Annotated in this window: 23 protein-coding genes; 16 read left to right on the plus strand and 7 right to left on the minus strand. The window is 72.0% G+C overall.

Annotated elements, in window-relative coordinates; genetic code table 11:
- Positions 1-176: 176 nt before the first annotated feature.
- The 3 genes from ACFYSC_RS35340 (at position 177) to ACFYSC_RS35350 (ending at position 2,668) form a co-directional block, all read left to right on the plus strand.
- The gene (locus ACFYSC_RS35340; RefSeq protein ID WP_389970265.1) at positions 177-1,220 is read left to right on the plus strand and encodes a histidine kinase; all 1,044 of its coding nucleotides are present in this window, start codon (positions 177-179) and stop codon (positions 1,218-1,220) included.
- A gap of 154 nt (positions 1,221-1,374) precedes the next feature.
- A complete protein-coding gene (locus ACFYSC_RS35345) occupies positions 1,375-2,061 on the plus strand; it encodes a response regulator transcription factor (RefSeq protein WP_362935917.1) in 687 nt (228 codons plus the stop codon).
- Between the two features lie 160 nt (positions 2,062-2,221).
- Positions 2,222-2,668: a sterol carrier family protein gene (locus tag ACFYSC_RS35350; protein ID WP_389970269.1), complete on the plus strand. Its 447-nt coding sequence runs from the start codon at positions 2,222-2,224 to the stop codon at positions 2,666-2,668.
- A gap of 190 nt (positions 2,669-2,858) precedes the next feature.
- Here ACFYSC_RS35350 and ACFYSC_RS35355 read toward each other — a convergent pair whose 3' ends face one another.
- Complete coding sequence (locus tag ACFYSC_RS35355; RefSeq protein WP_389970272.1) at positions 2,859-3,470, minus strand: DUF4190 domain-containing protein; 612 nt, start codon at positions 3,468-3,470, stop codon at positions 2,859-2,861.
- Positions 3,471-4,533: 1,063 nt separating this feature from the next.
- Between ACFYSC_RS35355 and purF the strand changes: the two genes are divergently transcribed.
- Positions 4,534-5,970: an amidophosphoribosyltransferase gene (gene purF / locus ACFYSC_RS35360; RefSeq protein ID WP_389970275.1), complete on the plus strand. Its 1,437-nt coding sequence runs from the start codon at positions 4,534-4,536 to the stop codon at positions 5,968-5,970.
- Complete coding sequence (gene purM / locus ACFYSC_RS35365; protein ID WP_389970278.1) at positions 5,967-6,992, plus strand: phosphoribosylformylglycinamidine cyclo-ligase; 1,026 nt, start codon at positions 5,967-5,969, stop codon at positions 6,990-6,992. The genes purF and purM overlap by 4 nt, the downstream gene beginning before the upstream one ends.
- Positions 6,993-7,126: 134 nt before the next feature.
- On the opposite strand, the gene ACFYSC_RS35370 is transcribed toward purM, so the two are convergent.
- Positions 7,127-7,354, minus strand: a complete 228-nt coding sequence (locus ACFYSC_RS35370; RefSeq protein ID WP_362935902.1) for a DUF3073 domain-containing protein — start codon at positions 7,352-7,354, stop codon at positions 7,127-7,129.
- A 150-nt stretch (positions 7,355-7,504) separates the two neighbouring features.
- Positions 7,505-8,608, minus strand: coding sequence for a Glu/Leu/Phe/Val dehydrogenase dimerization domain-containing protein (locus tag ACFYSC_RS35375; RefSeq protein WP_362935899.1), 1,104 nt, complete (start codon positions 8,606-8,608; stop codon positions 7,505-7,507).
- Positions 8,609-8,816: 208 nt separating this feature from the next.
- On the opposite strand from ACFYSC_RS35375, the gene ACFYSC_RS35380 reads away from it, so the two are divergent.
- The 6 genes from ACFYSC_RS35380 to ACFYSC_RS35405 all read left to right on the plus strand — a co-directional run bounded on the left by ACFYSC_RS35380 (position 8,817) and on the right by ACFYSC_RS35405 (position 14,860).
- Positions 8,817-9,674, plus strand: coding sequence for a hypothetical protein (locus tag ACFYSC_RS35380; RefSeq protein ID WP_389970281.1), 858 nt, complete (start codon positions 8,817-8,819; stop codon positions 9,672-9,674).
- A 319-nt stretch (positions 9,675-9,993) separates the two neighbouring features.
- Positions 9,994-10,197 (plus strand): developmental transcriptional regulator BldC, encoded by a 204-nt coding sequence (bldC, locus tag ACFYSC_RS35385; RefSeq protein WP_013133571.1) that lies wholly within the window; start codon positions 9,994-9,996, stop codon positions 10,195-10,197.
- Positions 10,198-10,872: 675 nt separating this feature from the next.
- Positions 10,873-11,820, plus strand: coding sequence for a LacI family DNA-binding transcriptional regulator (locus tag ACFYSC_RS35390; RefSeq protein WP_389970284.1), 948 nt, complete (start codon positions 10,873-10,875; stop codon positions 11,818-11,820).
- Positions 11,821-11,945: 125 nt separating this feature from the next.
- Positions 11,946-12,194, plus strand: coding sequence for a hypothetical protein (locus ACFYSC_RS35395; protein ID WP_179822413.1), 249 nt, complete (start codon positions 11,946-11,948; stop codon positions 12,192-12,194).
- A gap of 62 nt (positions 12,195-12,256) precedes the next feature.
- Positions 12,257-13,144 (plus strand): N-acetylmuramoyl-L-alanine amidase, encoded by an 888-nt coding sequence (locus ACFYSC_RS35400; RefSeq protein WP_389970362.1) that lies wholly within the window; start codon positions 12,257-12,259, stop codon positions 13,142-13,144.
- A gap of 57 nt (positions 13,145-13,201) precedes the next feature.
- Positions 13,202-14,860 (plus strand): beta-N-acetylhexosaminidase, encoded by a 1,659-nt coding sequence (locus ACFYSC_RS35405; protein ID WP_389970288.1) that lies wholly within the window; start codon positions 13,202-13,204, stop codon positions 14,858-14,860.
- Here the strand turns inward: ACFYSC_RS35405 and ACFYSC_RS35410 are convergent.
- The 3 genes from ACFYSC_RS35410 to ACFYSC_RS35420 form a co-directional block, all read right to left on the minus strand.
- A complete protein-coding gene (locus ACFYSC_RS35410; RefSeq protein WP_389970291.1) occupies positions 14,842-15,045 on the minus strand; it encodes a heavy-metal-associated domain-containing protein in 204 nt (67 codons plus the stop codon). The genes ACFYSC_RS35405 and ACFYSC_RS35410 overlap by 19 nt on opposite strands.
- Positions 15,046-15,251: 206 nt before the next feature.
- Positions 15,252-16,346, minus strand: a complete 1,095-nt coding sequence (locus tag ACFYSC_RS35415; protein WP_389970293.1) for a quinone-dependent dihydroorotate dehydrogenase — start codon at positions 16,344-16,346, stop codon at positions 15,252-15,254.
- Between the two features lie 55 nt (positions 16,347-16,401).
- Positions 16,402-17,115, minus strand: a complete 714-nt coding sequence (locus ACFYSC_RS35420; protein ID WP_389970296.1) for an ANTAR domain-containing protein — start codon at positions 17,113-17,115, stop codon at positions 16,402-16,404.
- Between the two features lie 629 nt (positions 17,116-17,744).
- Between ACFYSC_RS35420 and ACFYSC_RS35425 the strand changes: the two genes are divergently transcribed.
- The 5 genes from ACFYSC_RS35425 to ACFYSC_RS35445 all read left to right on the plus strand — a co-directional run bounded on the left by ACFYSC_RS35425 (position 17,745) and on the right by ACFYSC_RS35445 (position 21,543).
- Entirely contained in the window at positions 17,745-18,128 is a 384-nt protein-coding gene (locus ACFYSC_RS35425; protein ID WP_362935875.1) for a hypothetical protein, read from the plus strand.
- Between the two features lie 143 nt (positions 18,129-18,271).
- Positions 18,272-19,024: a phosphatase PAP2 family protein gene (locus tag ACFYSC_RS35430; protein WP_389970300.1), complete on the plus strand. Its 753-nt coding sequence runs from the start codon at positions 18,272-18,274 to the stop codon at positions 19,022-19,024.
- 15 nt (positions 19,025-19,039) lie between these two features.
- Positions 19,040-19,792, plus strand: a complete 753-nt coding sequence (locus ACFYSC_RS35435) for a phosphatase PAP2 family protein (RefSeq protein ID WP_389970304.1) — start codon at positions 19,040-19,042, stop codon at positions 19,790-19,792.
- A gap of 432 nt (positions 19,793-20,224) precedes the next feature.
- Positions 20,225-20,521 (plus strand): hypothetical protein, encoded by a 297-nt coding sequence (locus ACFYSC_RS35440; RefSeq protein ID WP_389970306.1) that lies wholly within the window; start codon positions 20,225-20,227, stop codon positions 20,519-20,521.
- Between the two features lie 176 nt (positions 20,522-20,697).
- Positions 20,698-21,543 (plus strand): universal stress protein, encoded by an 846-nt coding sequence (locus ACFYSC_RS35445; RefSeq protein ID WP_362935863.1) that lies wholly within the window; start codon positions 20,698-20,700, stop codon positions 21,541-21,543.
- On the opposite strand, the gene ACFYSC_RS35450 is transcribed toward ACFYSC_RS35445, so the two are convergent.
- A complete protein-coding gene (locus ACFYSC_RS35450) occupies positions 21,500-23,422 on the minus strand; it encodes a glycoside hydrolase family 15 protein (RefSeq protein ID WP_389970311.1) in 1,923 nt (640 codons plus the stop codon). The two genes, ACFYSC_RS35445 and ACFYSC_RS35450, sit on opposite strands and share 44 nt — an antisense overlap.
- Positions 23,423-23,513: the final 91 nt, after the last annotated feature.

Raw genomic sequence — 23,513 nt, forward strand, 5'->3', positions numbered from 1 at the left:
CCTGGGCTCCGTTCCGTGGACCCCCGACACGGCGGGGATCCACGGAACCCAGCCAACGGCCCCCACCCGGGTGGGCGCATCGGTCCCGGAGCGGGCCCGCCGGGACGGGCTCGGCCCACGGAACGTCAGACCCCGGTCCGATGCCGCCGGGGCGGGCGAACCGTAGGATCGTGGCGATGAACACTCCGGGACGGCCGGTGTGGCGGTCACGCGTGCGATATCTCGCCGGGACGGCTTTCGCCGTACTGGCCGTGGCCCTCCTCGCGGTCGGGGCGAGAGGGCCCCTCGCGGTCGTCATGCCCCTGGTGATCACGGTGACGGCGTTCGGCGTCGCGGTGTGGGCCGTCCGCCGGGGCCGCGCCGAGCGCGCCGCCCACGAGGCCCGGCTCACGGAGTGGGCGGCGTCCGAGGCGGTGCTGGTCGAACGGCTGCGCGTCGCCCGCGACCTGCACGACATCGTCTCCCACGGCCTCGGGTTCGTCACCGTCCGCGCCGCCGCGGCCCGGCACGTCATCGATGCCGGTGACACCACCCGTCACTCGGCCCGTGGTGCGGTCCGTGACGCCACCCGCGACGCGGCCCGTGGCACCGCCTGTGAGACCGCCTGTGGCTCCGTCTGTGGCACCGCTTGTGAGACCGTCTGTGGCACCGCTTGTGAGACCGCTTGTGAGACCGCCTGTGGCACCGCTTGTGAGACCGCCTGTGGCGTCGCCGCCCGCGAGGCGCGGGAGGCTCTGGCCGACATCGAGGAGGCGAGCCGGAACGCCACCACCGAGCTGCGCCGCATGCTCGCCGTACTCCGCCGGACCGACGGGCCCGAGACCCTCGACCCCGTGGAGGACCTGAGCCGGGTCCCCGAGATCGTCCGGGCCGCGCGGCTCGCCGGGCTGCGCGTCCGGCTCGACCTCGAACCGGTCGGGGAGGTGTCGCCGGGCGTCCAGCTGGCGGTGTGCAAGGTGATCCGTGAGGCCCTCGACAACGCCGCGCGGCACGCCGGCCCCACCGATGTCCGGGTGCGTCTCCGCCGCGACGCGGGCACCGTCGTCGTCACCGTCGACGACGACGGACCCATGGGCCACTGGACGGCCAGGCCCGGCGCCGGTCACGGCCTGCTCGGGTTGAACGAGCGGGTGTCCGCGCTCGGCGGCGTCCTCGGCACGGAGCACGCCGGGCACGGTTTCCACGTCACCGCCCGCATCCCGGACGGAGAGACGGCATGACCGCGAACGGAGAGACGGCGTGATGCCGGGCGAGAAGGCGGCATGACCACGGACGGAGAGACGGCGTGATGCCGGGCGAAGAGGGGCATGACCGCGAACGAAGGCGGCGTGACCGCGGGAGGAGAGGCGACGTGATCCCTGGCGAGGAGGCGGCATGACCGCGGACGGCGGTGACCCCCCGATCCGGGTCGTGCTCGTCGACGACCAGCCGCTCCTCCGGCGCAGCCTCGCCATGGTCATCGACCATGACCCCGGCCTCACGGTCGTGGGCCAGGCCGACGACGGCGTCGGCGCGCTCACCGCCGTCCGGGCCGCCCGCCCCGACGTCGTGCTGATGGACGTGCGGATGCCCGTGCTCGACGGCATTCAGGCCACCCGCCGGATATGCGCCGACCCGCTTCTGACGGCGACCCGGGTCCTCGTGCTCAGCATGTTCGAACTCGACGAGTACGTCCACGAGGCCCTCCGCGCCGGGGCGTCCGGGTTCCTCCTCAAGGACATCCAGCCCGGCGAGCTCATCGCCGCGATCCGGCGCGCCCACTCCGGCGAGGCGCTCTTCGCCCCCTCGATCCTCACCAGGCTCGTCGAGCACTACCTGAGGACGCCGGCCGTCCGCGAGCAGGCGCCGGTCGGCGCGCTCACCGCCAGGGAGGTCGAGATACTCGCGCTCATCGGCGCCGGGCTCTCCAACGGAGAGATCGCGGACCACCTCACGATCTCCGTCAAGACCGTGAAGACCCACATCTCCCACCTGCTCGCCAAGCTCGGCGCGCGGGACCGGGTCCACCTCGTCATCGCCGCCTACGACCACGGGCTCGTGACCCCCCGCGCCGGAGCCTGACCCCTCCGCGGACGGGCGTGAGGCCGAGGCGACTCCTCTGCCGCACCGCTCCCGTCCCCGGGACGGTGGCCTGTGTCCCACCGGTCACCGTCCCGGGGACGGGCATGACGGCCTGTGTCCCACCGGCCGCGCCGCTCCCGGGGCCGGGCATGATGGGGGCGTGCCACCTCACAAGCCCGATCCCGCCAAGGTACGCGCCGCGCTGGACGCCCAGCTCTCCGCGCTCGACGAGCCGCCCTACGACGGGCCGGAGAGCCCCGCGGCGCTGCTGGCCGCGTGCGTGCCGGTGGTGCTGCGGGCCTACGACCGCGGTCTGCGGCCCGAGCGGGAGATCGCGCGGCTGGCCGTACGGCACCTGCTGGACCGGCTGGCGGCGGAGGCTCCCGGGCGGACCGTCGAGGTGCGGGTCCCGCCGTACGCCGCCGTGCAGTGCGTGGAAGGACCCCGGCACACCCGCGGCACCCCGCCGAACGTGATCGAGACCGACGCACGGACCTGGCTGGAGCTCGCCACCGGACGGGCGACATGGGCCGAGGCCATGGCCGGCGGGAAGGTCTCCGCGAGCGGGGCCAGGGCCGACCTGTCGGCGCATCTCCCGGTGTCCTGACGGGTCACACGGCGACCACGGCGGTCACGGCGTCGCGGCCACCTCACGACCGCCACGGCCATGTCACGGCTGTCACAGGTGTCACGGCTGTCACAGGTGTCACGATCACCTCATGGCCGTCACAGCCATCTCACGGCCGTCACGGTCGCCTCACGGCGGCCACGGTCGCCTCATGGCCGCCGTCCGGTGGTCACGGCGTGCTCACCTGGATGCCGAGCCGGTCCTCGATGCACTGCCGCTGGAGTTCCGGTGGCAGGTTCGCGCAGTCACCGACCTTGCTGTAGAGCCAGCTCAGGAGGATCACAGCGATGATCAGGGTCAGCGCGCTCAGGATGATGCCCGCCCAGGCGCGGCCTCGGCCGGAGTTCTTCGCCACCGCGACGATGCCGATCACCAGTCCGACCACGGCCGTCAGCACGCCCAGGCCGCACACCAGGAGCAGGAAGAGGCTCACGATGCCGAGTACGAGCGCGGCGGTGCCGAGCCCCGTCTTCGGCTTCTCCGGCGCCCACTGACCTCCGGGATACGCCGGGTAGGGCGTCGATCCCGGGTAGGCGCCGCCCGTCCCGTACGGCTCGCCGCCGCCCGCGGCCGGATAGGCCGATGTCTCCCCCGCGCCTCTCTCCGGATAGCCGGAAGCCCCCTGGTACGGCGGGGTCCCCTCGTACGGCGGGGCCCCCTGGTAGGGGGGAGTCCCCTGGTAGGGCGGAGTCCCCTCGTGCGGCGGAGCGCCTTCGTACGGCCCGCCGCCCGGCGGGGGTGCGGCGCTCCGGCCCGGCTCCTCGTCCGCTGGCGGTGGCACGGCCCGGCCGGGTTCACCCGCTCCGCCCTGTCCGCCTGCTCCGCCCTGCCCTGCTCCGCCTGCTCCGCCCTGCCCTGCGCTCTCACCCGGTTCACCGGCTCTGCTCGGCTCGTTCACTCCGCCCGGTCCTCCTGTTCCACCCGCTTCGGCACGCCCACCCGGCCGCTCCGGCTCATCCCACTCACCCGGCCGTCCCGCCTCACCCGGTCGTTCCGCTCCGCCCGGTCGTTCCTCCCCGCCCGGTCTTTCCTCCCCGCCCGACGGGGGTTCGAAGCGGGAGGGCTGCGCGGCGACCGGCGGTGCGCCCGGCTCGCCGAACGGCTCGTGGGCCGTCCCCTCGGGCGCGCTCTCCCACCCGGGGTAGGCGGACGGGGTGGAACCCGGCACCACATAGGGAGTCTCCGGCCGCTCGGTCTCCGGCCGTCCGGGCTCGGGCCGTCCGGGCTCGGGCCGTCCGGGCTCGGGCCGTCCGGGCTCGGGCCGTCCGGGCTCCGGCCGCTCGGTCTCCGGCCGCTCGGTCTCCGGTCGTCCGGGCTCCGGTCGTCCGGGCTCCGGTCGTCCGGGCTCCGGTCGCTCGCTCCCGGGCCGCTCGGGCTCCGGTCGCTCGCTCCCGGGCCGCTCGGGCTCCGGCCGCTCGGGCTCCGGCCGCTCGGGCGGGACGTCAGGCGGCCCACCCGGTGCGGCGGCGCCCTCCGGCTCCGAGCGGATCGGCTCGGGGACCTCCGGGGCGGCGGGCACGTCCGGGTGACCCGGCAGCGTGGGCTCCGAGGGGGTGGAGACCGGCGGCCACCCGGTGTCCTCGTCGGGGACGTCCGGTTCCGGAGAACGCGGCCGGGTCTCCTCCGGGCCCTCCTCCTCCGGCTCCCGCCGGGGGTCGGGCCGGTGCGGATCCTCAGGTGTTGTCACGTCTCTTCTCCCGACGCTAGATATGCCGGATACCTCACACTCCCCCCGGCCTGTGCCCCGAAACAGTCCGACACGGCAAACGGCAGATCATAGTTCGGCCAAGGCCGGGCGCCCCCCGGAGCACGAGCAGCGATTCGGCCGACCTAGACTGAGGCATGTGCTGAAGGGCGACGGCCGGCTGAGCCATGACCTTGATCCCCAAGACCGTCCGCCGAAGGACGCCTGTGGCGTCTTCGGTGTCTGGGCGCCGGGAGAGGAAGTTTCCAAACTCACCTACTACGGGCTGTACGCGTTGCAGCACCGCGGGCAGGAGTCCGCGGGCATAGCGGTCAGCGAGGGCAGCCGCATCCTCGTCTACAAGGACATGGGCCTGGTGGCCCAGGTCTTCGACGAGTCGGTGCTCGGCACGCTGCGCGGCCACATCGCCGTCGGCCACTGCCGCTACTCGACGACCGGGTCGAGCGTCTGGGAGAACGCCCAGCCGACGCTGAGCTCCACCGAGGACGGCGGGCTCGCGCTCGCCCACAACGGCAACCTGATCAACACCCCAGAGCTGTCGCGGCGCCTCGCCCCCGGCTCTACCAGGGCGACCACCGACACCGAGGTGCTCGCGGCGCTGCTGGCGCAGGACCGCAGCCAGCCCATCGAGGAGGCCGCGTCCGAACTCCTCCCCCAGGTGAGGGGCGCCTACTCCCTCGTCTTCATGGACGAGAAGACCCTCTACGCCGCCCGCGACCCGCAGGGCATCCGCCCGCTCGTGCTCGGCCGCCTGGAGCGCGGCTGGGTGGTCGCCTCCGAGACCGCGGCGCTGGACATCGTGGGCGCCACGTTCGTCCGCGAGGTCGAGCCGGGCGAACTTCTCACCATCGACGAGCGCGGCGTGCGCTCGCGCATATTCGCCGCGGCCGACCCCAAGGGCTGCCTGTTCGAGTACGTCTACCTCGCCCGCCCCGACACCACGATCGCCGGGCGCAGCGTGCAGTCCACCCGCGTCGAGGTCGGGCGGGTGCTGGCCCGCGAGCACCCGGTCGAGGCCGACCTGGTCATCCCGACCCCCGAGTCCGGCACCCCGGCCGCGGTCGGCTACGCCGAGGAGAGCGGCATCCCGTACGGCCAGGGCCTGGTCAAGAACTCCTACGTCGGCCGGACCTTCATCCAGCCGTCCCAGACGATCCGCCAGCTCGGCATCCGGCTCAAGCTGAACCCGCTGAAGGAGGTCGTGGCGGGCAGGCGCCTGGTCGTCGTGGACGACTCGATCGTGCGCGGCAACACCCAGCGGGCGATCGTCAAGATGCTGCGTGAGGCGGGCGCGCGCGAGGTCCACGTCCGGATCTCCTCCCCGCCGGTCTCCTGGCCCTGCTTCTACGGCATCGACTTCGCCACCCGGGCCGAGCTGATCGCCGGCTCGCTCAGCGTGGAGGAGATCCGCGCCTCCCTCGGGGCCGACTCCCTCGGCTACATCTCGATGGAGGGCCTCACCCGGGCCACCACGCTTCCCGCCGAGCGGCTCTGCCGGGCCTGCTTCGACGGCGTGTACCCGATTCCCATCGACCGCGACAACGTGGGCAAGTACGTCCTGGAGGCCAAGCTGTGACCAGCTACGCCGCGGCCGGCGTCGACATCGACGCCGGCGAGCGCGCCGTCGAGCTGATGAAGTCGAAGGTCGCGCGGTCCCGGCGGCCCGAGGTGGTCGACGACCCGAGCGGTTTCGCCGGCCTGTTCGACGCCTCCGCGCTGCTGTCCTACCGGCGGCCGCTGCTGACCACCTCCACCGACGGCGTCGGCACCAAGGTGATGCTGGCGCAGGCGCTCGGCAAGCACGACACGATCGGCATCGACCTGGTCGGCATGGTCGTGGACGACCTGGTGGTGTGCGGCGCCGAGCCCTTGTTCATGACGGACTACGTCGCCTGCGGGAAGGTCGTCCCCGAGCGGATCGCCGAGATCGTGGGCGGCGTCGCCGAGGGCTGCCGCCTCGCGGGCTGCGCGCTGATCGGCGGCGAGACGGCCGAGCATCCCGGGGCCATGGGCGCCGACGAGTACGACCTCGCGGGCGCCGCCACCGGCGTGGTGGAGGCCGACGCGATGCTGGGTTCGGCCCGTGTCCGCGAGGGCGACGTGGTGCTGGCCCTGGCCTCCTCGGGCGTGCACTCCAACGGCTACTCGCTGGTCAGGCACATCATCAAGCTGGCCGGTCTCTCCCTTTCGGCGGAGATCCCCGAGCTGGGCCGGACGCTGGGCGAGGAGCTGCTGGAGCCGACCAGGATCTACTCCCTCGACTGCCTGGAGCTGGCCCGCTCCGTCGACGTCCACGCCTACGCCCACATCACCGGCGGCGGCCTGGAGGGCAACCTGTCGCGGTCCCTGCCGCCGACCCTGGACGCCCTGCTCGACCGGTCCTCCTGGACCCCTCCGGCGATCTTCGAGGTGCTCGCCGGGCACGGCGGGGTGGCGCGGGCCGACATGGACCGCACCTTCAACCTGGGCGTGGGCATGGCGGCGATCGTCGCGCCGGACGCCGTCGACGCCGCCCTCGCCCTGCTCGCGGAGCGGAACCTCCCCGCCTGGGTGCTCGGCGAGGTCGTCCCCGGCTCCGGCCTGGCCCGCTACCGCTAGATACGACGGGCCACCGCCAGACACGACGAAGAGCGCCCCGGGGATCCGGGGCGCTCTTCGGTCAGAAGACGGAGAAAACACCCGGTGGCCCGAGGCCACCGGGTGTCCCGCTCATACTCGGTCTGAAGTTCTGCCTAACGGCGACCGGACGAGCCGCCGTCGCGGTCGTCGTCTAAGTCGTCGGCGTAATCGGCATAGCGATCCGCCAGCTCGTCGTAGGCGTCGTCGGCGTCGTCACCGTGGTTGGAGTCGTCCCTGACCCCGAGCTCGTTGCGAAGACGCTCAAGATCAGTGCCACCGCTGTTGTACTTCAGCTGGCGAGCAACCTTGACCTGCTTGGCCTTTGCTCGGCCGCGCCCCATTGGCTCGACCCCCTCGTGTGGGGTCGTGCCCGACCCCTCGTCGCTAACGCACCACGCACTGACGCCACCTGACTTGAGGCGTCAGCTCTCGTTCGACTACAACCGTACCTGTTTTACGCCCGGCTCGGTACGCCGTATGGGCGCGAGGCGCTAGTGGCCCAGCCAAATGCCCCTAATTCGCCCGACTTCCGACATTCTGCGTTCGGCAAGCCTATCGGCTGCGACCGCCGGGGGGACCCCGTCCTCAGCGGCCATGGCGAAGATCTTGAGAGTCGTGTCGTAGATCTGGGTGGCCTTTGCCTTCGCACGGTCCATGTCGAAACCGCCGATCTCATCGGCGACCTGGATGACCCCGCCGGAGTTGACCAGGTAGTCGGGCGCGTAGAGGATGCCGCGCTCGGCGAGCTCCTTCTCCACCCCGGGGTGGGCGAGCTGGTTGTTGGCCCCGCCGCAGACGATCCCGGCCCGCAGGCGGGCGACCGTCTCGTCGTCCAGCGCCCCGCCCAGCGCGCACGGCGCGTAGACGTCGACGTCGGCCCCGGTGAGCTCGGCCTTGTCGGCGACGACGTCCACCTCGGGGTGCCGCGACCTGACCCGCTCGACGGCCTGCTCGCTGACGTCGCAGATCACGACCTCGGCGCCGTCCGCGAGGAGGTGCTCGACCAGGCGGTGGCCGACCTTGCCCACGCCCTCGACGCCGACGCGCCTGCCGCGCAGGCTCGGCGAGCCGTAGGTGTGCTCGGCCGCGGCGCGCATGCCCTGGAACACGCCGAAGGCGGTCAGGATCGAGGAGTCGCCCGCGCCGCCCTGCGCCGGCGTGCGGCCGGTCACGAAGGAGCACTCGCGGGCCACGACGTCCATGTCCTCGCTGTAGGTGCCGACGTCGCAGGCGGTGTAGTAACGGCCGCCCAGCGACTGCACGAACCGGCCGTAGGCGCGCAGCAGCGCCTCGCTCTTGTCCGCCGACGGGTCTCCGATGATGACGGCCTTGCCTCCGCCGAGGTCGAGTCCGGCCAGGGCGTTCTTGTAGGCCATGGCCCGCGAGAGGTTGAGCACGTCGGCCAGCGCCGCCTGCTCGCTCTCGTAGGGGTAGAACCTGGTGCCGCCGAGCGCCGGCCCGAGGGCCGTGTTGTAGATCGCGATGATCGCGTACAGACCGCTGCGCTCGTCGGAGCAGAAAACCACCTGCTCGTGCTTGGTCTGGCCGTTCGAGGGGCTGGTGTCCTGGTGGGACAGCCCGAAGACGTCGGTCACTGTGGTGACTCCCGGTCGTCAGGTCCGCCGCTCCGTCGCGGCGGAAATCAGTCTCAGGGTAACCACAACTTCAGGGACGGCGGAGGAGGAAACCCCGCCTTTCCACCAGGTGGGACGCCCGGACGGCGGCGGGCCGACGCCGGGCCCGTCCGGCGGGCCCGGCGTCGGCACCGGACAGGGAGCGGTCCTTCATGACACGATTACGGTCGTGCTGCCCTATGCCGCCTACCTCCGCGTCTACGAACCGCTGGCCGCGTTCGCCCCACGGGAACGCGCGTCCTGGACCGCCTACGCCGAGGCCTCCGACCGGCCCCGCCGCGCGGTCGCCCTGCGCGCCGAGCACGGCGAGGCGGTACGGCGCCTGCTCGGCGTGCCCCCGGCCCCCGCTCCTCCCCACGAGAGCCCCAACGCCTATCTCAGGCGCGTGGAGGACGTGCTGTACGTCTGCCCCTGGCAGAGCCGGCTGAGGTCGTGGCTGGCCTTCTCCCGGTTCCGGGGGGCGACGCCCCCCCGCCTCGCGGAGCGGTTCGTGCCGCTCACCGTCTCCCAGCAGACGGCCGACGACTTCGACAGGTTCAAGCGGCGCGGCGGCTCGGCCGCGCTGCGCACCAACATCCGGACCTCGACGTGGCACGTTCCCACGGCGTGGTTCGTCCCCTTCGACCACAACGAGCGGTGGCTCGTCCTGGACGACGGCCGGCCCGGGAGCGGCGCGACCACCACGCGCAACCTGATCTACGTGACGTCCATGGCCCACGCCAGGCGCCGCAGCGCCCGCGCCCTGCAGATCGTCCGCAGGCACGTGGGCGACGCCACGCTGGTCTCCGAGGTCGAGGAGGTGGCGCGCTGGCTGGAGGAGTTCCACCCCCACTCGCTGGTGGAGCTCGACTACGGCGGCATCGTCCACCTCATGGACGACGACACGCTGCAGGCCGACCACTCGGTCGCGGAGATCTCGGCGGCCCTGACGGGTCTGGAAACCGGCGAGGAAGAGTTGGCCTTCGCCATGTACCGGCGGGTGATTCTCCGCTGGAGATCAATACAACTTCTCGAATCAGCAAACTGAGTCGCAAATCATCCCTCTGACCTGCATAAGTAGTTCAGTCGATGACCGGTGACACATCTACGAACTGAGTAGTTTGCCGTTTTCACTGCGATACCACGAAACGTGTCGCTAGAATCACCGAGCGTGACAACAACAGGTGCACAAGAGAGATGAGCCCCGCAAAGGCTCGCCAATCGCTCTACGTGGCTGTATGGTCACATCGGGTGATGCCGCATATGGTCCGAACAGCCGCACGCAAGGGGCCATAAGCGGACATCCGTGACAAGCGTCAAGTCGCAGGATCGCTGTCGCCGGTCCACATGGAGGAGAGGCCGCACAAATGTCAGCTCGTACACCCGAGGCAGAGCCGCTGCTCACCCCGGCGGAGGTCGCAACCATGTTCCGCGTCGATCCCAAGACCGTCACACGGTGGGCGAAGGCGGGCAAGTTGACATCCATCCGCACCCTGGGTGGTCACCGCCGCTACCGGGAGACCGAGGTCCGGGCGCTGCTCGCGGGGATTCCGCAACAGCGTTCCGAGTAAGACGGGGATCGATCGCTTCAGAAACTAGGGGGACCAACCGCGCGCTCACGTCGTGGGCGCGCAGACCACACCGGTTGTGTGGGGAGCGGCGCCGCCCGCCCGGCGCCGCCCCGGCACGGCACCGGCCGTACCGTCCGCGTGCGTCGCGTGTGTCATGCTCCGCGTGTGTCGTGCGTGTCGTGCGTGTCGTGCGACGGCCGTACCGTCCGTGCGTGTCGCGCCCCGTCCGGTCTGTCCGGTGAATCGTTCCGTATCCGCTCCGTAACCGGCTGAGGGGGCCCTCCCGGATCCGTCCGGCGGCCCGCAGCCGTTTTCCCCGCGCGCCACGCCGCGCGGACGACACCCTCGTCGATCCTCATCGGCGATGTCCTGCCTGGTCGGAGGCCCCCTCCGCGCGGCGCTCCGCCCGGGGCCCGCCCGCGGGGCCGGACGACCGCGGCCATCGCATGATCGGACTTCCTGAACACAGGCCGTACCCCATCGGGTTCTCGATCGTTTTGAGTGACAGGTGCCCATCCACCATCACGGGGGAGAGCCATGTCAGGTCCGCCGATCAACGCCACCGCCACCCGAGCCCGAGGGCTCACCGAGCCCGTCGCGCCCGACGGCTACGGACCCCGCCCGCGACCGACGATCCGTAACGTCGCCGAACGCGCCGGTGTCTCCAAATCGCTGGTGTCACTCGTCCTACGGGGGTCGCCGCACGTCAGCGAGCATCGCAGGCAGGCCGTACTGCAGGCGGCCAGGGAGCTCGGCTACCGGCCCAACGCGGTCGCCCGCAGCCTCGTCGAGGGCCGCACCCATCTGGTCGGCGCGCTCGTCGCCGACCTGCACAACCCGTTCTACGCCGAGTTCCTGGACGGCCTGCAGGAGAGCCTGCACGGCGACGGGCTCCGGCTGCTCATCGGCAACAGCCAGTGGGACCCCGCCTTCGAGGACGAGGCCGTGGGAGCGTTCCTGGAGCTGCGGGTGGACGGCCTGGTGCTGCTCGGCATCGCGCCCACCAGCGAGACGCTGATCGAGGCCACCTCCTACACGCCCACGGTCGTGGTGGGCGAGCGGGAGACCGACCTCGGCGGCGTGGACATCGTCGTCGACGACGACCAACTCGGCGCCCGCCTGGCGATCGACCACCTGGTGGAGCTCGGCCACCGCCGGATCGCCCACATCGAGAGCTCCCGGTTCTCCTCGGGGTGGTTCCGCTGCGAGGGATACCTGGTCGCGATGCGCCGCCGCGCGCTCGCGCCGTACATCATGGTCGAGCAGGGCGACTGCACCGAGGAGGGCGGCGCCGCGGCGGCGCGCGTCCTGCTCACCCGCACCCCCCGGCCGACCGCGATCTTCGCCGCCAACGACACGGTCGCCATGGGCGTGCTCACCGCGGCGGCCGAGCTCGGCCTGCGGGTGCCCGAGGACCTGTCGGTGGTCGGGTACGACAACACCCACCTCGCGGGGACCGCGCCGATCTCGCTGACCACCGTCGAGCAGCCGCGCCGGAACATGGGCCGTTCGGCCGCGGCACTGCTCAGCGACCGGATCGGCGACCCCGGCAAGGCCTCGCGGCTGCGCCAGGTGACACCGCAGCTGGTCGTACGGCGCACCACCGGCCCGGCTCCGGACTGAGGCGCCCGCCTGGATGCGCCGCACCGCGCCCAGGCGGGCCCCAGATTCCCGTCAAGACCTGGTCAACCCCCGAAGTGGCGGCAAGCCACCGGTGTTCACTCCTGGATGACAGGAGGGGGTTGACGATGCGTGATCCAGAACTGGTTTCATGCGCCCAGCGCGCGGCCGCCGAGCTGGAGCGGGCGTGGGCACACTGGAGGGCCGCCCGAGGCCGCGCCGGGGACGTCGGCGCCGAGTCCGTGGCGAGTTATGTGGCCCATTCGATCGACCACCCGTGGGGGCGCCCGCGCGTGGTCCTCGGGCTGGACGCCGAGGACGCCCGGGAGCTCGCCTCGCTCCTCACCAAGCAGGAGATGGGCGACCACGTCTGGTGACGGTGGCGCCGGTCACGCTCCGAGCCACGTAAGTTGGGTGGTTGACGACTCCTTCGAGGGGGATGAGCGTGACCAGCAAAGCACTGGCGACGGTTCTCGTCGCCTGCGGCCTGAGCGCCGCCGCGTGCGGTGGCGGCGCCGCCGCCGCGGGCCCGGCGCGCGACGCGGAGCCCGCGCCCCGCGCGGCGAATCCGGCGGCGGCCCCGAGCGGCCCCGCGACGGAGACGACCCCGGCGACCCCGGCGACCGCTGCGCGGACCACCCCGCCGGCGGCCGGGAGCACCCCGGCGAAGCCGCTGAGCGGCAAGACCGTGGTCATCGACCCGGGCCACAACGGGATGAACTACAAGTACCCAGCGAAGATCAACAAGCAGGTCGACGTCCTGACCCAGCGCAAGGCGTGCGACACCACCGGCACCGCCACCGACAGCGGCTACAGCGAGGCCGCCTTCACCTGGGACGTCTCCCGGCGGCTGGCGAAGATCCTCGAAAGCCGGGGCGCGACGGTGAAGCTCACCCGGCACGGCAACGACGGCGTGGGCCCCTGCATCACCGAGCGGGCCGCGATCGGCAACAAGGCGAAGGCCGACGCGGCGATCTCCATCCACGCCGACGGCGCGGGCCCGGCCGACCACGGCTTCCACGTGATCATCCCGAAGAAGATCGGCGGACCGGTCGACCCGGTGGTGGCCGACTCCCGGCGGCTCGGCCTCGACATCAGGAACGCCTACCGCTCGGGCACCGGCGTCCCGTACTCCACCTACATCGGCTCCAAGGCGCTGAGCTTCCGCAGCGACCTGGGCGGGCTGAACCTCTCCACGGTCCCGAAGGTCTTCATCGAGACCGGCAACATGCGCAACGCCGGTGACGCCGCCAAGCTGAAGAGCCCCGAGTTCCGGCAGCGGGCCGCCGCCGCGCTGGCCGCCGGGCTGCAGACCTACCTGAGGTGACGCGCGGCGCGATCCCGGGGGTGCGTGGTCCGGCCGGAGTTGGCATGATCTGAAGGCATGACTGACCTTCTGCCGCGTCCTGTCCGCTTCGATCCGGCCGGCGGGTCCTTCGACCTCCCCGCCGGGGCGGGCGTCACGGGCCCCGCCGGGCCGGTGGACGCCCTGCGGCGGGCGCTGCCCGCGCTGGACCTGCGTCCCGCCGGGCACGGACCGGTCACGATGACGGAGGACCCGGCGCTGGGCGAGGAGGCCTACACGCTGGAGGTGACGCCCGAGGGCGTCCGGGTCGCGGCCGGCGGCCCGGCCGGCGCGTTCTACGCGGGCCAGACCCTGCGGCAGGCGCTCGGCGCCGAGGCGTTCCGCGCCGCGACGGCCCGCGGCTCCTGGACGGTGCCGTGCGGCCGGGTCGAGGACGCGCCCGCGTTCTCCTGGCGCGGGGTCCACCTGGACGTGGCGCGGCACTTCCTGCCCAAGCGCGAGGTGCTGCGGATGGTCGACCTCATGGCGGCGCACAAGCTGAACCGGCTCCACCTGCACCTGGCCGACGACCAGGGCTGGCGGACCGAGAGCCGCGTCGCGCCCCGGCTGCACGAGATCGGCTCGCACCGGCCCCGCACGATCACCAGCCTCCGCGGCGAGGAGGACGCCTTCGACGAGGTGCCGCACGGCGGTCACTACACGCTCGCCGACCTCGCGGAGATCGCCGCCTACGCCAGGGCCAGGGCCGTGACGGTCGTGCCGGAGATCGACGTGCCCGGCCACGCCTCGGCGATCCTCGCCGCCTACCCCTCGCTCGGCGCGCGGGCCGCCGACGGCGGGGAGCCCGAGCCCTTCGCCGTGCTGGACCGCTGGGGCATCTCCCCCGCGATCCTGTCCCCATTGCCGGAGACGATCGAGTTCCTGACCGCCGTGTTCGACGAGCTGCTCGGCGCGCTGGGCGAGACGCCCTACGTGCACATCGGCGGCGACGAGTGCGTGCTCGACGACTGGGCCGCCTCCCCGGCCATCACCGCGTTCCGCGAGGAGCTGGGGCTCGCCCGGCCGAGCGACCTGCACGCCTGGTTCCTGCGGCGGCTGGCCGACGACCTGGCGGGCCGGGGCAGCCGGGCGGTCGTCTGGGACGAGGCGTTCGTCAGCGGCGCGCTGCGGCCCGACACGATCGTGATGCCCTGGCGCGGGACGGGGGTGGCCCGGCGCGCCGCCGAGGCGGGCCACGACGTGGTGCAGACGCCGGTCTTCCCGCTGTACTTCGACTACGCCGAGTCCGCCTCGGAGGACGAGCCGATCGCCATCGGTGACGCGATCACCGTGGCGGACGTGGCGGCCTTCGACCCCGCGCCCGCCTCGTGGACGGCCGGGCAGCGCGGGCACGTGCTGGGGGCGCAGTTCCAGCTGTGGAGCGAGCGGCTGCCCGACGGGCGGGCGGTGGACTACCGCGCCTGGCCCCGCGGCTGCGCGCTGGCCGAGGTCACCTGGTCCGGCGCGGCCGGCGCCGACCTCCCCGGACGGCTCACCGGCCACCTGGAGCGTCTGGACGCGCTGGGCGTCGAGTATCGTCCGCCGTCCGGGCCGCGCCCCTGGCAGCTGGGCGGCGCGGGCCACCGCCGTCACCGGCCGCGGGCCGTCAAGGTGGAGGAGGTCATGCGGCGGCTGGAGGAGATGACCCACCTCGCCGACTCCACCCGGCCCAGCATGGGTCAGCCGGCGACCTCGTAGCCGGCTTCCTTGATCGCGGCGCGGATCGCCGCGTCGTCGGGGGAGTCGCCGGAGACCTCGACCCGGCCGCTTCCCAGGTCGACCTCGACCCCGGTGACCCCGGGGACCGCGCCGACCTCCTCCTTGACCGAGCTGACGCAGTGTCCGCAGGTCATCCCGGTGACGGTATACGTGATCACGCTCATCGGCGCCTCCAACCCTCGTTTTCCTCCGGTGAGGGTATCCGCCCGGACCGGCGCGCCGCGGTCCAGGTGGCGCGATACCCGATTCGCGCGATACGACCCTGATCCGCCGTACGCCTCAGCCCGCCGTACGGCCTCGACCCGGTATGGGCCCCCGGTCCGCCGTGGGCCCTCGGTCCGGCATGGCTCCCGGTCCGCCCCGTACGGCCTCAGTCCGCCGTGAGGCCGATGATCTCGCGCAGGTCGGTGACGCCGCGGCGGCGCAGCCGGCGGGACAGCTCGCGGTTGATCCGGTGGGCCCACAGCGGCCCCTCGTAGATCAGCGCGCTGTAGCCCTGGACGAGGGTGGCCCCGGCGAGCAGGCGCTCCCAGACGTCGTCGGCGTCCTCCACGCCGCCCACCGAGACGAGCGTCAGGCGGTCGCCGACCCGGGCATGCAGCCTGCGCAGGACCGCGAGCGAGCGGTCCTTCAACGGGCGGCCGGACAGCCCGCCGGTCTCGTCCCAGTGCTCGTCGGCTCGGCCGTTCCGCCCGGCGTCCAGGTCGCGGCGGATCGTGGTGTTGGTGGCGATGATGCCGTCGAGGCCGAGGTCGAGGGCGAGGTCGGCGATCGCGTCGATCTCGTCGTCGGTCAGGTCCGGAGCGATCTTGACCAGCAGCGGGGTGCGGCGGGGGGTGGCGTCGGCAACCTCCTTGACCGCCGCGAGCAGCGGACGCAGGAGCTCGACGGCCTGGAGGCTGCGCAGGCCGGGGGTGTTCGGGGAGCTGACGTTGACGACGAGGTAGTCGGCCGGCGGGGCGAGCTTCCGGGCGCCGGCGACGTAGTCCTGGACGGCCTCGGCCTCGGGGACGACCTTGGTCTTGCCGATGTTGACGCCCACGACGGCTGGGACCCCCCGGGGCCGGCTCAGCGCCCGGGCCGCCGCGTCCGCCCCGGCGTTGTTGAAGCCCATCCGGTTGACGATGCCCCGGGCCCGGGGGACGCGGAACAGGCGGGGCCTGGCGTTGCCCGGCTGGGCGTGCGCGGTGATCGTGCCCACCTCGACGTGACCGAAGCCGAGCGCGGACATGGCCTCCACGCACCCGGCGTCCTTGTCGAAGCCCGCCGCCAGCCCGAACGGCCCGGGGAAGTGCACGCCGAACGCCCGTACGCGCAGGGCGGGGTCACGGGGGGCGAGCCGCCGGTGGACGAGCCGCTTGGCCACGGGCGTCGCCGACAGGAGGTGGAGCGCGCGGACCGTCAGATGGTGCACATCCTCCGGGTCGAAGCGGCTGAGGACCTGCGTGAACACGAATCGATACATCACCGATCAGATTAGTGCCCCCGGCGAGCGGTACGGCTCGCCGCGGGCCGCCCGTTCACCTCGGCTCGCCCGCCTCCTCGCCCAGTACCTCGGCCGCGAGGTCGGCCACCCGGCGGCGGCTGTCCCTGGCCCGCTTGCGCAGGCCGGTGAACGCCTGGGCCGCGGTGAGGTCGTGCTTCCCCATCAGGTAGCCGATGGCCCGCTCGATGACGACCCGGTAGTCCAGGGCGTACTGGAGCTGCTCGGCCAGGGCGCTCTTCTCCTCGGCGGCCATCGCGGCGCTGAGAAGCTGCTCGATCACGTCGGCGTAGGCGTAGAGGGCCTGGACATCCGATTCGTCCCACTCGTACGGCTCGGCCTGGTAGACGTTCAGGGTGCCCACGGGGTCGCCGCCGAGCCGCACCGGGACCCCGGCGACCGCCCGCACCTCCGGGTGGAGCAGGTCGGCGAGCTTCGGCCAGCGCCGGTCCGAACGGACGTCGGTCGAGGTGACCGCGGTGTCCTCCGCGTAGGCGGACACGCACGGGCCCTGGCCGAGGTGAAGCTGCGCGCCTTCGAGGCTGCGTCCCCGGTCGTCGGTGGCGACCAGGTAGCGCAGTTTGCCGCCCTCCTCGGCGAACATCAGGCCGGCGCCCGAGTAGCCGAAGAGGGTGTCCACAACGTCCACGGCCCGCTCCAGCTGGTGGATGATGCCCTTCCCCTGGGCGGACGAGGCCGTCTGGAGGCGTCTGAGACTCGCGACCAGTGAGTCCGGATCGACATGGGTCATATGTGTGGCGCCTTTCAGCGTCGGCCTACCTACTTGACGTGAGCGTTATAACTGCCCAGAAATAGGAGAAATAACGGTTATTATCTTTGGGGCGGTCACCCCGAGTCCAATGGGACGCTCTCCTGCCCGGGATCTCACGGGCCGCCGTTCACCGCCGGTCCGGTCTCGGGAGCCGGGGCGGTCCGAGTCCGGGTACGGGTTCGAGTCCGGAGCCGGCGACCGGGGCGACCCGGGTGCGGGGGTTCGGTCACGGGTGGCCCGGCCGCCGGGTTCCCGGCGGCCGGTCGACGTGCCGCCCGCGCGCGCCGGCGCGGGGAACTCCGCGCCGGGGGTCCGGGTCGTAGCCGACGGGCCGGGATGGTCCATCACCTTGAGCCATGGGAAAAGCTTCCTCCGAGCCGAGGCAGCTCCGCGGACGCAAGGCGGAATGATCTGCGGCAAAGACTAGTGCCGTCGGGTGCCTTGGGCCAATCGCCCAAGGCGGGCCACCGTCCGGCGCCCGGCGCGGCCGACCCGCCGCGTCCCAGGGCACGATCCGGCACGTCTCCCGGCACCGCTTGGCACGTTCCGCAATCGCCGTCAACAGGGTTTTAAGTGATCGGCAAGTGGAAGGCGGCAGAGTGAGGCATATGAGCACTCTGTCGCGTTCCGTAGCAGTCCACCGCCGGCGCACCCTGGCCCGTGTCATCCTCCGCGACCTGGAGGAGACCGGCGCCACCACCGTGCCGCCGTGGTGGGAGCCGGAGATCGAGCGGGAGTTCGGCGGCCTGGGTGGGTTCCTCGCCGAGCTGAGCCGCCAGTGGTGGACCGCCTACGCGGCGCACCTGGACGCGCTGCTCGAACTCGGCGCGAACGACCCGGCCCAGGCGTGGCGGGACGTCACCGAGCAGATGCCGTGGTTGCGCGCCGTACTCGACTCCCACGCCGGAGAGGCCGCCCTCGCCGAGGCCGAGCGGCGGCACTGCGACGTGTTGCGCTGGACCACCCGGCGCGAGGCCCGCCGCGCCGCCTGACAGGGGTCTCCGGCCGCCACGGGCCGGATCACCGGCGGACGGCGGCCCCCTCACGATCTCCCCTTTCACGGCCTCCCCCTTCACGGCCTCTCACTTTTACGGTCTTCCACGCATATCCGGGTGTCCTCGGGTACCCGTAATGAATGCTCAAGTCGCCCAGTCGCCATGACAGCAAGGCGTCGGACCGCCGTCTGGGTACGCGGCTCACCCTCTCGGTGGCCCTCGTCGCGCTGTTCGCCGTGCCGTTCATCCTGCTCCTCGTGTTCGTCGTCTCCTCCTTCACCCCGCTGAACGACCTGGATGAGAGCGTGGCGCGGAGCCTGCACACCCGCGCCCTCGCCGAACCTCGCTACACGCACTTCCTGAGCGTGGCGACCGAGGTGCTGGGGCCGAACGTGTGGCGGGCGCTGGTGGTGGCGGCGGCCCTGTGGCTCTGGTACCGCGGGACCCGGCGGCTGGCCGTGTGGGCGGTGGTAACGATCACCGTCAGCGGGCTGCTGAACCTCGCGGTCAAGGAGATCGTGAACCGGGCGAGGCCCGTCCTGCCCGACCCGGTGGCGACGGCGCCGGGCGCGTCCTTCCCCTCCGGGCACGCGATGGCGGCCGCCACGGGGGTGTGCGTCCTCGTGCTCCTCCTGCTGCCGTACCTGAGGAGCACGGGCGCGCGCGTGGCCGCGTGGACCGTCGCGGCGGCCGTCGCCGTCTTCGTCGCCTACACGCGGGTGGCGCTCGGGGTCCACTGGCTCAGCGACGTGACCGCCGGGGTGACCCTCGGTGTGGTGGTGGTCGCCGGGACCGTCGCCGGGTTCGAGAGCTGGCGGCGCGAGGAAGGCCACAGGCCGGTCGAACCGCACAAGGAAGGTGTCGAGCCGGAACGTTCTGAGGAGGTGATTTAGGGTAGCTCGCGCGCCATGTCGAAAACGTCGATCGACTTCAAGAACGTGGCGCGCCTCATCCTGCTGCCACTGGTCCTCATGGCGGCCCTGACGATCGGCGTCGGGCTCCTCATCACCAAGGTCCTGCAGACCACCACCCTCATCGCGAACGACGAGGGGGTGAACGCGGCGATGGTCAAGGGCCGGAACGCCTTCTGGAACTCGCTGACGGACACCTTCACCGGATTCTCCGACATGCCGACGATCATCATCGGCACCGCGGTGCTCGTCATCGTCTTCCGGCTGGTGTTCAAGCGCTGGAACGAGTCGGTCTTCCTGGCCCTGGTGGTGTTCTCCCAGTCGGCCATCTTCCTGCTGGCGACCGTCTTCGCCCAGCGCAAGCGGCCCTTGGTGCAGCACCTGGACCCCGCGCCCCCCACCTCCAGCTTCCCGTCGGGCCACACCAGCGCGGCCGTCGCCTTCTACTGCGGCCTCGCGCTGATCATGACCCTGCACACCCACCGCTTCAAGATCCTCAACGTGCTGTGGTGGGCGGTCGGGCTGGGAATCCCCCTGATGATCGCCTACTCGCGGATGTACCGGGGCATGCACCACCTGACCGATGTGAGCTGGGGCTTCCTGCTCGGCCTGGTCTGCATCGCGGTGGCGGCCAACGCGCTGCTGCGGAGGCGGCCGTTCGGAGGGGAGAGGCCCGTCATCACCCAGGACACGGCGAAGAGCGGCACCGGGAGGACCGCGGGGAACGCGAAGAACACGGTCACGACATAGCGGCCTCGCCGGGATCGGCGATCCGGGCGCCCGCCGCGGCGAGTTCCTCCTCGACCTTCCGGGAGACGACCGCGGCGGGCTCCCCGGCCGCCCGGGCCCGCTCGGGCGGCGTCGCGAGGGCGGTGGAGACCTCCCGGGCACCGGGTCCGGGGGTTCGAGCATGTCTCGCCGGACGTCGACGAGAAGCGGGATCTTCGAGGGCCGAACTCTAGTTCGACTTATGACACGGGGGAATCCTATAGTGACGGAACCGGGCTTCCGGGAAAGCAGAGGCAGATTACAAGATCACTTTTTGTATCCACATGATCGCTCTATGACACGAAGTACGATGGAAGTCCCGACAAGGAGATTCACTCCTTCTCCTCAGGGCAGGAGCAGTCAGCCGACCGGGTCTTCATCGTCCGGCGGCCCCCTCAGGAAGGAATCCCGCCCATGGATCGTCAACCCGTCGTCTGCGCCACCTGCAACGGCGTCCCACCCGCCGCGGACGCGCACGCCTACACCTCGCAGCGAGCCCGGCTGATCGTGGCGAACGGATACTGCTCCTGCCGGTCCGCCGCGGACGCCGCCCACCCGGTGCGGGGACGTGCCGAACAGGCCCCCGCGCAGGCCGCACAGCCGCAGCACCCCGGCTCCGCCGAGGGGGACGCCACGCCGGAGTCCGCCCCGCAGAGCCGTCCCCGGGAGGAGCGTTCACCCGCGGAGCACGCCACGATGGTGCGCGCCTGACCCAGCCCTCCCCGCCGGCCGACCCCCTCCACCTCGGCCGGCCCTTTCCCCGATCCATCGCACCCGCCGCGCCGGACGACCGCCGCGGCTGCTTCGCCTTTCACCCCGACACGCGCCATAGCCAGCAAACGGGGCAAACATAGAGGTGAGGGGCATACAGCGGGTCGGGGGATGCCATGCAGACACGTGACGAAGGTCTGATCGTCGTCGGATACGACGGCTCGGAGGCGAGCGAGCAGGCGGTGCGCTGGGCCGTCGAGGAGGCGCGGATGCGGTTCGTCCCGCTGTGCGTCTGCCACGTCTGGCGGCAGCCGTACCCCGTGAACTTCATCGATCCCGCGACGATGGACGTCCTGGCGCACATGGGCCGATACGTCCTCGACCGGGGAGTCGACCTCGCCCGGGGGCTGGCGCCGAGGCTGGACGTCAGGGGCCGCCTCGACACGGGCTCGCCGACCGCCATCCTGCTGGCCGAGTCCGCGGCCGCCGACCTGGTGGTGGTCGGCCAACGCGGAGCGGGCGGGTTCGAGGAGCTGCGCGTCGGCTCGACCGCCTCGCAGCTCGCCGCGCACGCCTACTGCCCGGTGGCCGTCGTCAAAAACCTCCCACGGTCGCGCGAGCGCCGCGTGGTGGTGGGCGTGGAGAGCACCCGCATGGAGCGGGGCGAGCTGAAGGTCGCGTTCGAGGAGGCGCGGATCAGGCGCGTTCCCCTGTCCGCGTTCTGCCTGTGCCCCGCGGGCACCGACGACCCCAAACCATTCGCCAAGCGCTTCTACTGCGACATATCGGTGTGGGAGGAGAAGCATCCCGGGGTCGAAGTCGAGACCGTCATGGACTCCCGCCCCCACACGCGGCTGCTGCGCCGGGCGGCCGAGGACGCCGGCCTGGTGGTGATCGGCGACTACGGGGACGACGACCCGGTGGAACTGCCCCTCGGCCTGGTCTGCCAGGCGCTGCTGCGCGAGGCGCCGTGCACGGTCATAGTGGTTCCGTCTCGGAGGTCTGCCACATCTTCTCGGTGACGTGCCGCCGTTCGGCCCGGATGATGTGGATGACCGCGTTGATCAGCGCGAGGTGGGTGAACGCCTGGGGATAGTTCCCCAGGTGGCGCCCGCTGTAGGGGTCGATCTCCTCTGCGTAGAGGCCCAGCGGGCTGGCGAAGGACAGCACCTTCTCGCAGAGCTTGCGGGCCCGGGTGTACTCCCCGATCTCCACCAGCGCCGACACCAGCCAGAACGAGCAGATCGTGAAGGCCCCCTCCTCCGCGGCCATGCCGTCGTCGGTCTCCTTGGGGTCGTAGCGCAGCACGAGGTCGTCGACGGTCAGGTCGTCGGCGATGGCCAGCACCGTGGCGCGCACCCGGGGATCGGTCGGCGGCAGGAACCGCAGGAGCGGGATGAGCAGCAGCGACGCGTCCAGCTCGTCGGTGCCGTAGTGCTGCCGGAAGGTCCCCCGCTCGCTGACGCCGTAGGTGCACACGTCCTCGTGGATCTCGTCGGCCACCGCCCGCCACTCCTCCGCCAGTTTCGGGTCGTCGCGGAGCCGGGCGAGCCGCGCGCCCCGGTCCACCGCCACCCAGCACATGACCTTGGAGGAGGTGAAGTGCCGGCAGTCGCCGCGCACCTCCCAGATGCCGCGGTCGGGCTCCCGCCAGTACTTGATGGCCGACTGCACCTGACGTTTCAGGACCGGCCAGATCCGCTCGTCGAGGTGGTCCCGGGAGCGGGTGTGGATGTAGAAGGACTCCAGGACGGCGCCCCAGACGTCGTTCTGGCGGTGCTTGTAGGCGGCGTTGCCCACCCGGACCGGCCTGGCCCCCTCGTAGCCGCCCAGCCGCTCGATGACGTGCTCCGACAGGTCGCGCTCCCCGTCGACGCCGTACATCACCTGGAGCTCCTTGTCGCGCTCGGCGATGTCGGCGATGAAGGCGAAGAAGTCCTCGGCCTCCCAGTCGAACCCGAGGGTGTACAGGCCCCAGAGCGCGAAGGTGGAGTCGCGGATCCAGGTGTAGCGGTAGTCCCAGTTGCGCTCCCCGCCCGGGGTCTCCGGCAGGGACGTCGTCGCCGCCGCGACCAGCGCGCCGGACGGGGCGAAGGTCAGCCCCTTGAGGGTGAGGGCGCTGCGTTCCAGGAACCCGCGCCACGGATGGTCGGGGAAGTCGCCCCTGGCGAGCCAGTGCTGCCAGTGGTGGGCCGTCCACACGAGCCTGCCGTACGCGTCCTCGAAGGTGCGGGGCGGCTCGTGGGCGGTCCAGGAGAGCGCGCAGAACCGCGTCTCGCCCTCCCGGAGCAGGGTCCGCGCCTTGGCCCGCGCCTTCTCGAACCCCAGGCGCATGTCCGTGGTCAGCGTGAGCTCCAGATCGGTCCCGTCGGCGCGGGCGACGCCCTGGTGGTAGCTCTGGCCGGTGTAGTCCCATCGGACCGGCCTGCGGCCGTAGTCGAACACCGGCTCGCAGTCGAGGACGACCTGCATCTCCCCGCTGACGCAGCGCACCGTGCGCAAAAGCACGTGGGCGGCGTCGTAGTCGGTCGGGGCCCTGCGGTGGGTGTGCGACAGTTCGTCCTCGTGGTGCCACGGACCCATGAGCAGCGCGTCGCGCACCACGATCCAGCCGCTCGGCGAGCCCCAGCTCGTCTCCAGCACCATCGTGCCGGGGAGGTACCGGCGCGCGGAGGGCACCCTGAGGTCGGCCGGGCCGATCCGGAACCCCCCGGCGTCCCGGTCCAGCATGGCGGCGAACACGCTGGGCGAGTCCATCCTCGGCAGGCACAACCACTCGACGTTCCCGCTCGGCGCCACCAGCGCGGTGGACTCGCAGTCGGACAGGAAGGCGTAGTCCGCGATGGGCGGGAAGGGCGAGAACTCGTGGAGCCCGGAGCCCGGCGGCGGGTTGGTCGTCATGGATGCCCCCGCTTTCCCGGAGACTCGTGGAGCGGTTGATCACGAACGCCGATATCACTACTTTAGGCATGAAACCGCAGGTAGGGAAGGT

Source organism: Streptosporangium sp. NPDC004379 (assembly GCF_042873875.1).
In the GTDB taxonomy this organism is placed as follows: domain Bacteria; phylum Actinomycetota; class Actinomycetes; order Streptosporangiales; family Streptosporangiaceae; genus Streptosporangium.

What these genes read in the sequence shown, in the direction of transcription:
- ACFYSC_RS35405 (WP_389970288.1), top strand. Translation starts at nt 13,202, where the DNA reads ATGACTGACCTTCTGCCGCGTCCTGTCCGCTTCGATCCGGCCGGCGGG.
- ACFYSC_RS35420 (WP_389970296.1), bottom strand. Translation starts at nt 17,115, where the DNA reads ATGACCCATGTCGATCCGGACTCACTGGTCGCGAGTCTCAGACGCCTC.
- bldC (WP_013133571.1), top strand. Translation starts at nt 9,994, where the DNA reads ATGTCAGCTCGTACACCCGAGGCAGAGCCGCTGCTCACCCCGGCGGAG.
- ACFYSC_RS35445 (WP_362935863.1), top strand. Translation starts at nt 20,698, where the DNA reads ATGCAGACACGTGACGAAGGTCTGATCGTCGTCGGATACGACGGCTCG.
- ACFYSC_RS35415 (WP_389970293.1), bottom strand. Translation starts at nt 16,346, where the DNA reads ATGTATCGATTCGTGTTCACGCAGGTCCTCAGCCGCTTCGACCCGGAG.
- ACFYSC_RS35435 (WP_389970304.1), top strand. Translation starts at nt 19,040, where the DNA reads ATGTCGAAAACGTCGATCGACTTCAAGAACGTGGCGCGCCTCATCCTG.
- ACFYSC_RS35440 (WP_389970306.1), top strand. Translation starts at nt 20,225, where the DNA reads ATGGATCGTCAACCCGTCGTCTGCGCCACCTGCAACGGCGTCCCACCC.
- ACFYSC_RS35410 (WP_389970291.1), bottom strand. Translation starts at nt 15,045, where the DNA reads ATGAGCGTGATCACGTATACCGTCACCGGGATGACCTGCGGACACTGC.
- ACFYSC_RS35370 (WP_362935902.1), bottom strand. Translation starts at nt 7,354, where the DNA reads ATGGGGCGCGGCCGAGCAAAGGCCAAGCAGGTCAAGGTTGCTCGCCAG.
- ACFYSC_RS35425 (WP_362935875.1), top strand. Translation starts at nt 17,745, where the DNA reads ATGAGCACTCTGTCGCGTTCCGTAGCAGTCCACCGCCGGCGCACCCTG.
- ACFYSC_RS35400 (WP_389970362.1), top strand. Translation starts at nt 12,257, where the DNA reads ATGAGCGTGACCAGCAAAGCACTGGCGACGGTTCTCGTCGCCTGCGGC.
- ACFYSC_RS35345 (WP_362935917.1), top strand. Translation starts at nt 1,375, where the DNA reads ATGACCGCGGACGGCGGTGACCCCCCGATCCGGGTCGTGCTCGTCGAC.
- ACFYSC_RS35395 (WP_179822413.1), top strand. Translation starts at nt 11,946, where the DNA reads ATGCGTGATCCAGAACTGGTTTCATGCGCCCAGCGCGCGGCCGCCGAG.
- ACFYSC_RS35450 (WP_389970311.1), bottom strand. Translation starts at nt 23,422, where the DNA reads ATGACGACCAACCCGCCGCCGGGCTCCGGGCTCCACGAGTTCTCGCCC.
- ACFYSC_RS35430 (WP_389970300.1), top strand. Translation starts at nt 18,272, where the DNA reads ATGCTCAAGTCGCCCAGTCGCCATGACAGCAAGGCGTCGGACCGCCGT.
- ACFYSC_RS35340 (WP_389970265.1), top strand. Translation starts at nt 177, where the DNA reads ATGAACACTCCGGGACGGCCGGTGTGGCGGTCACGCGTGCGATATCTC.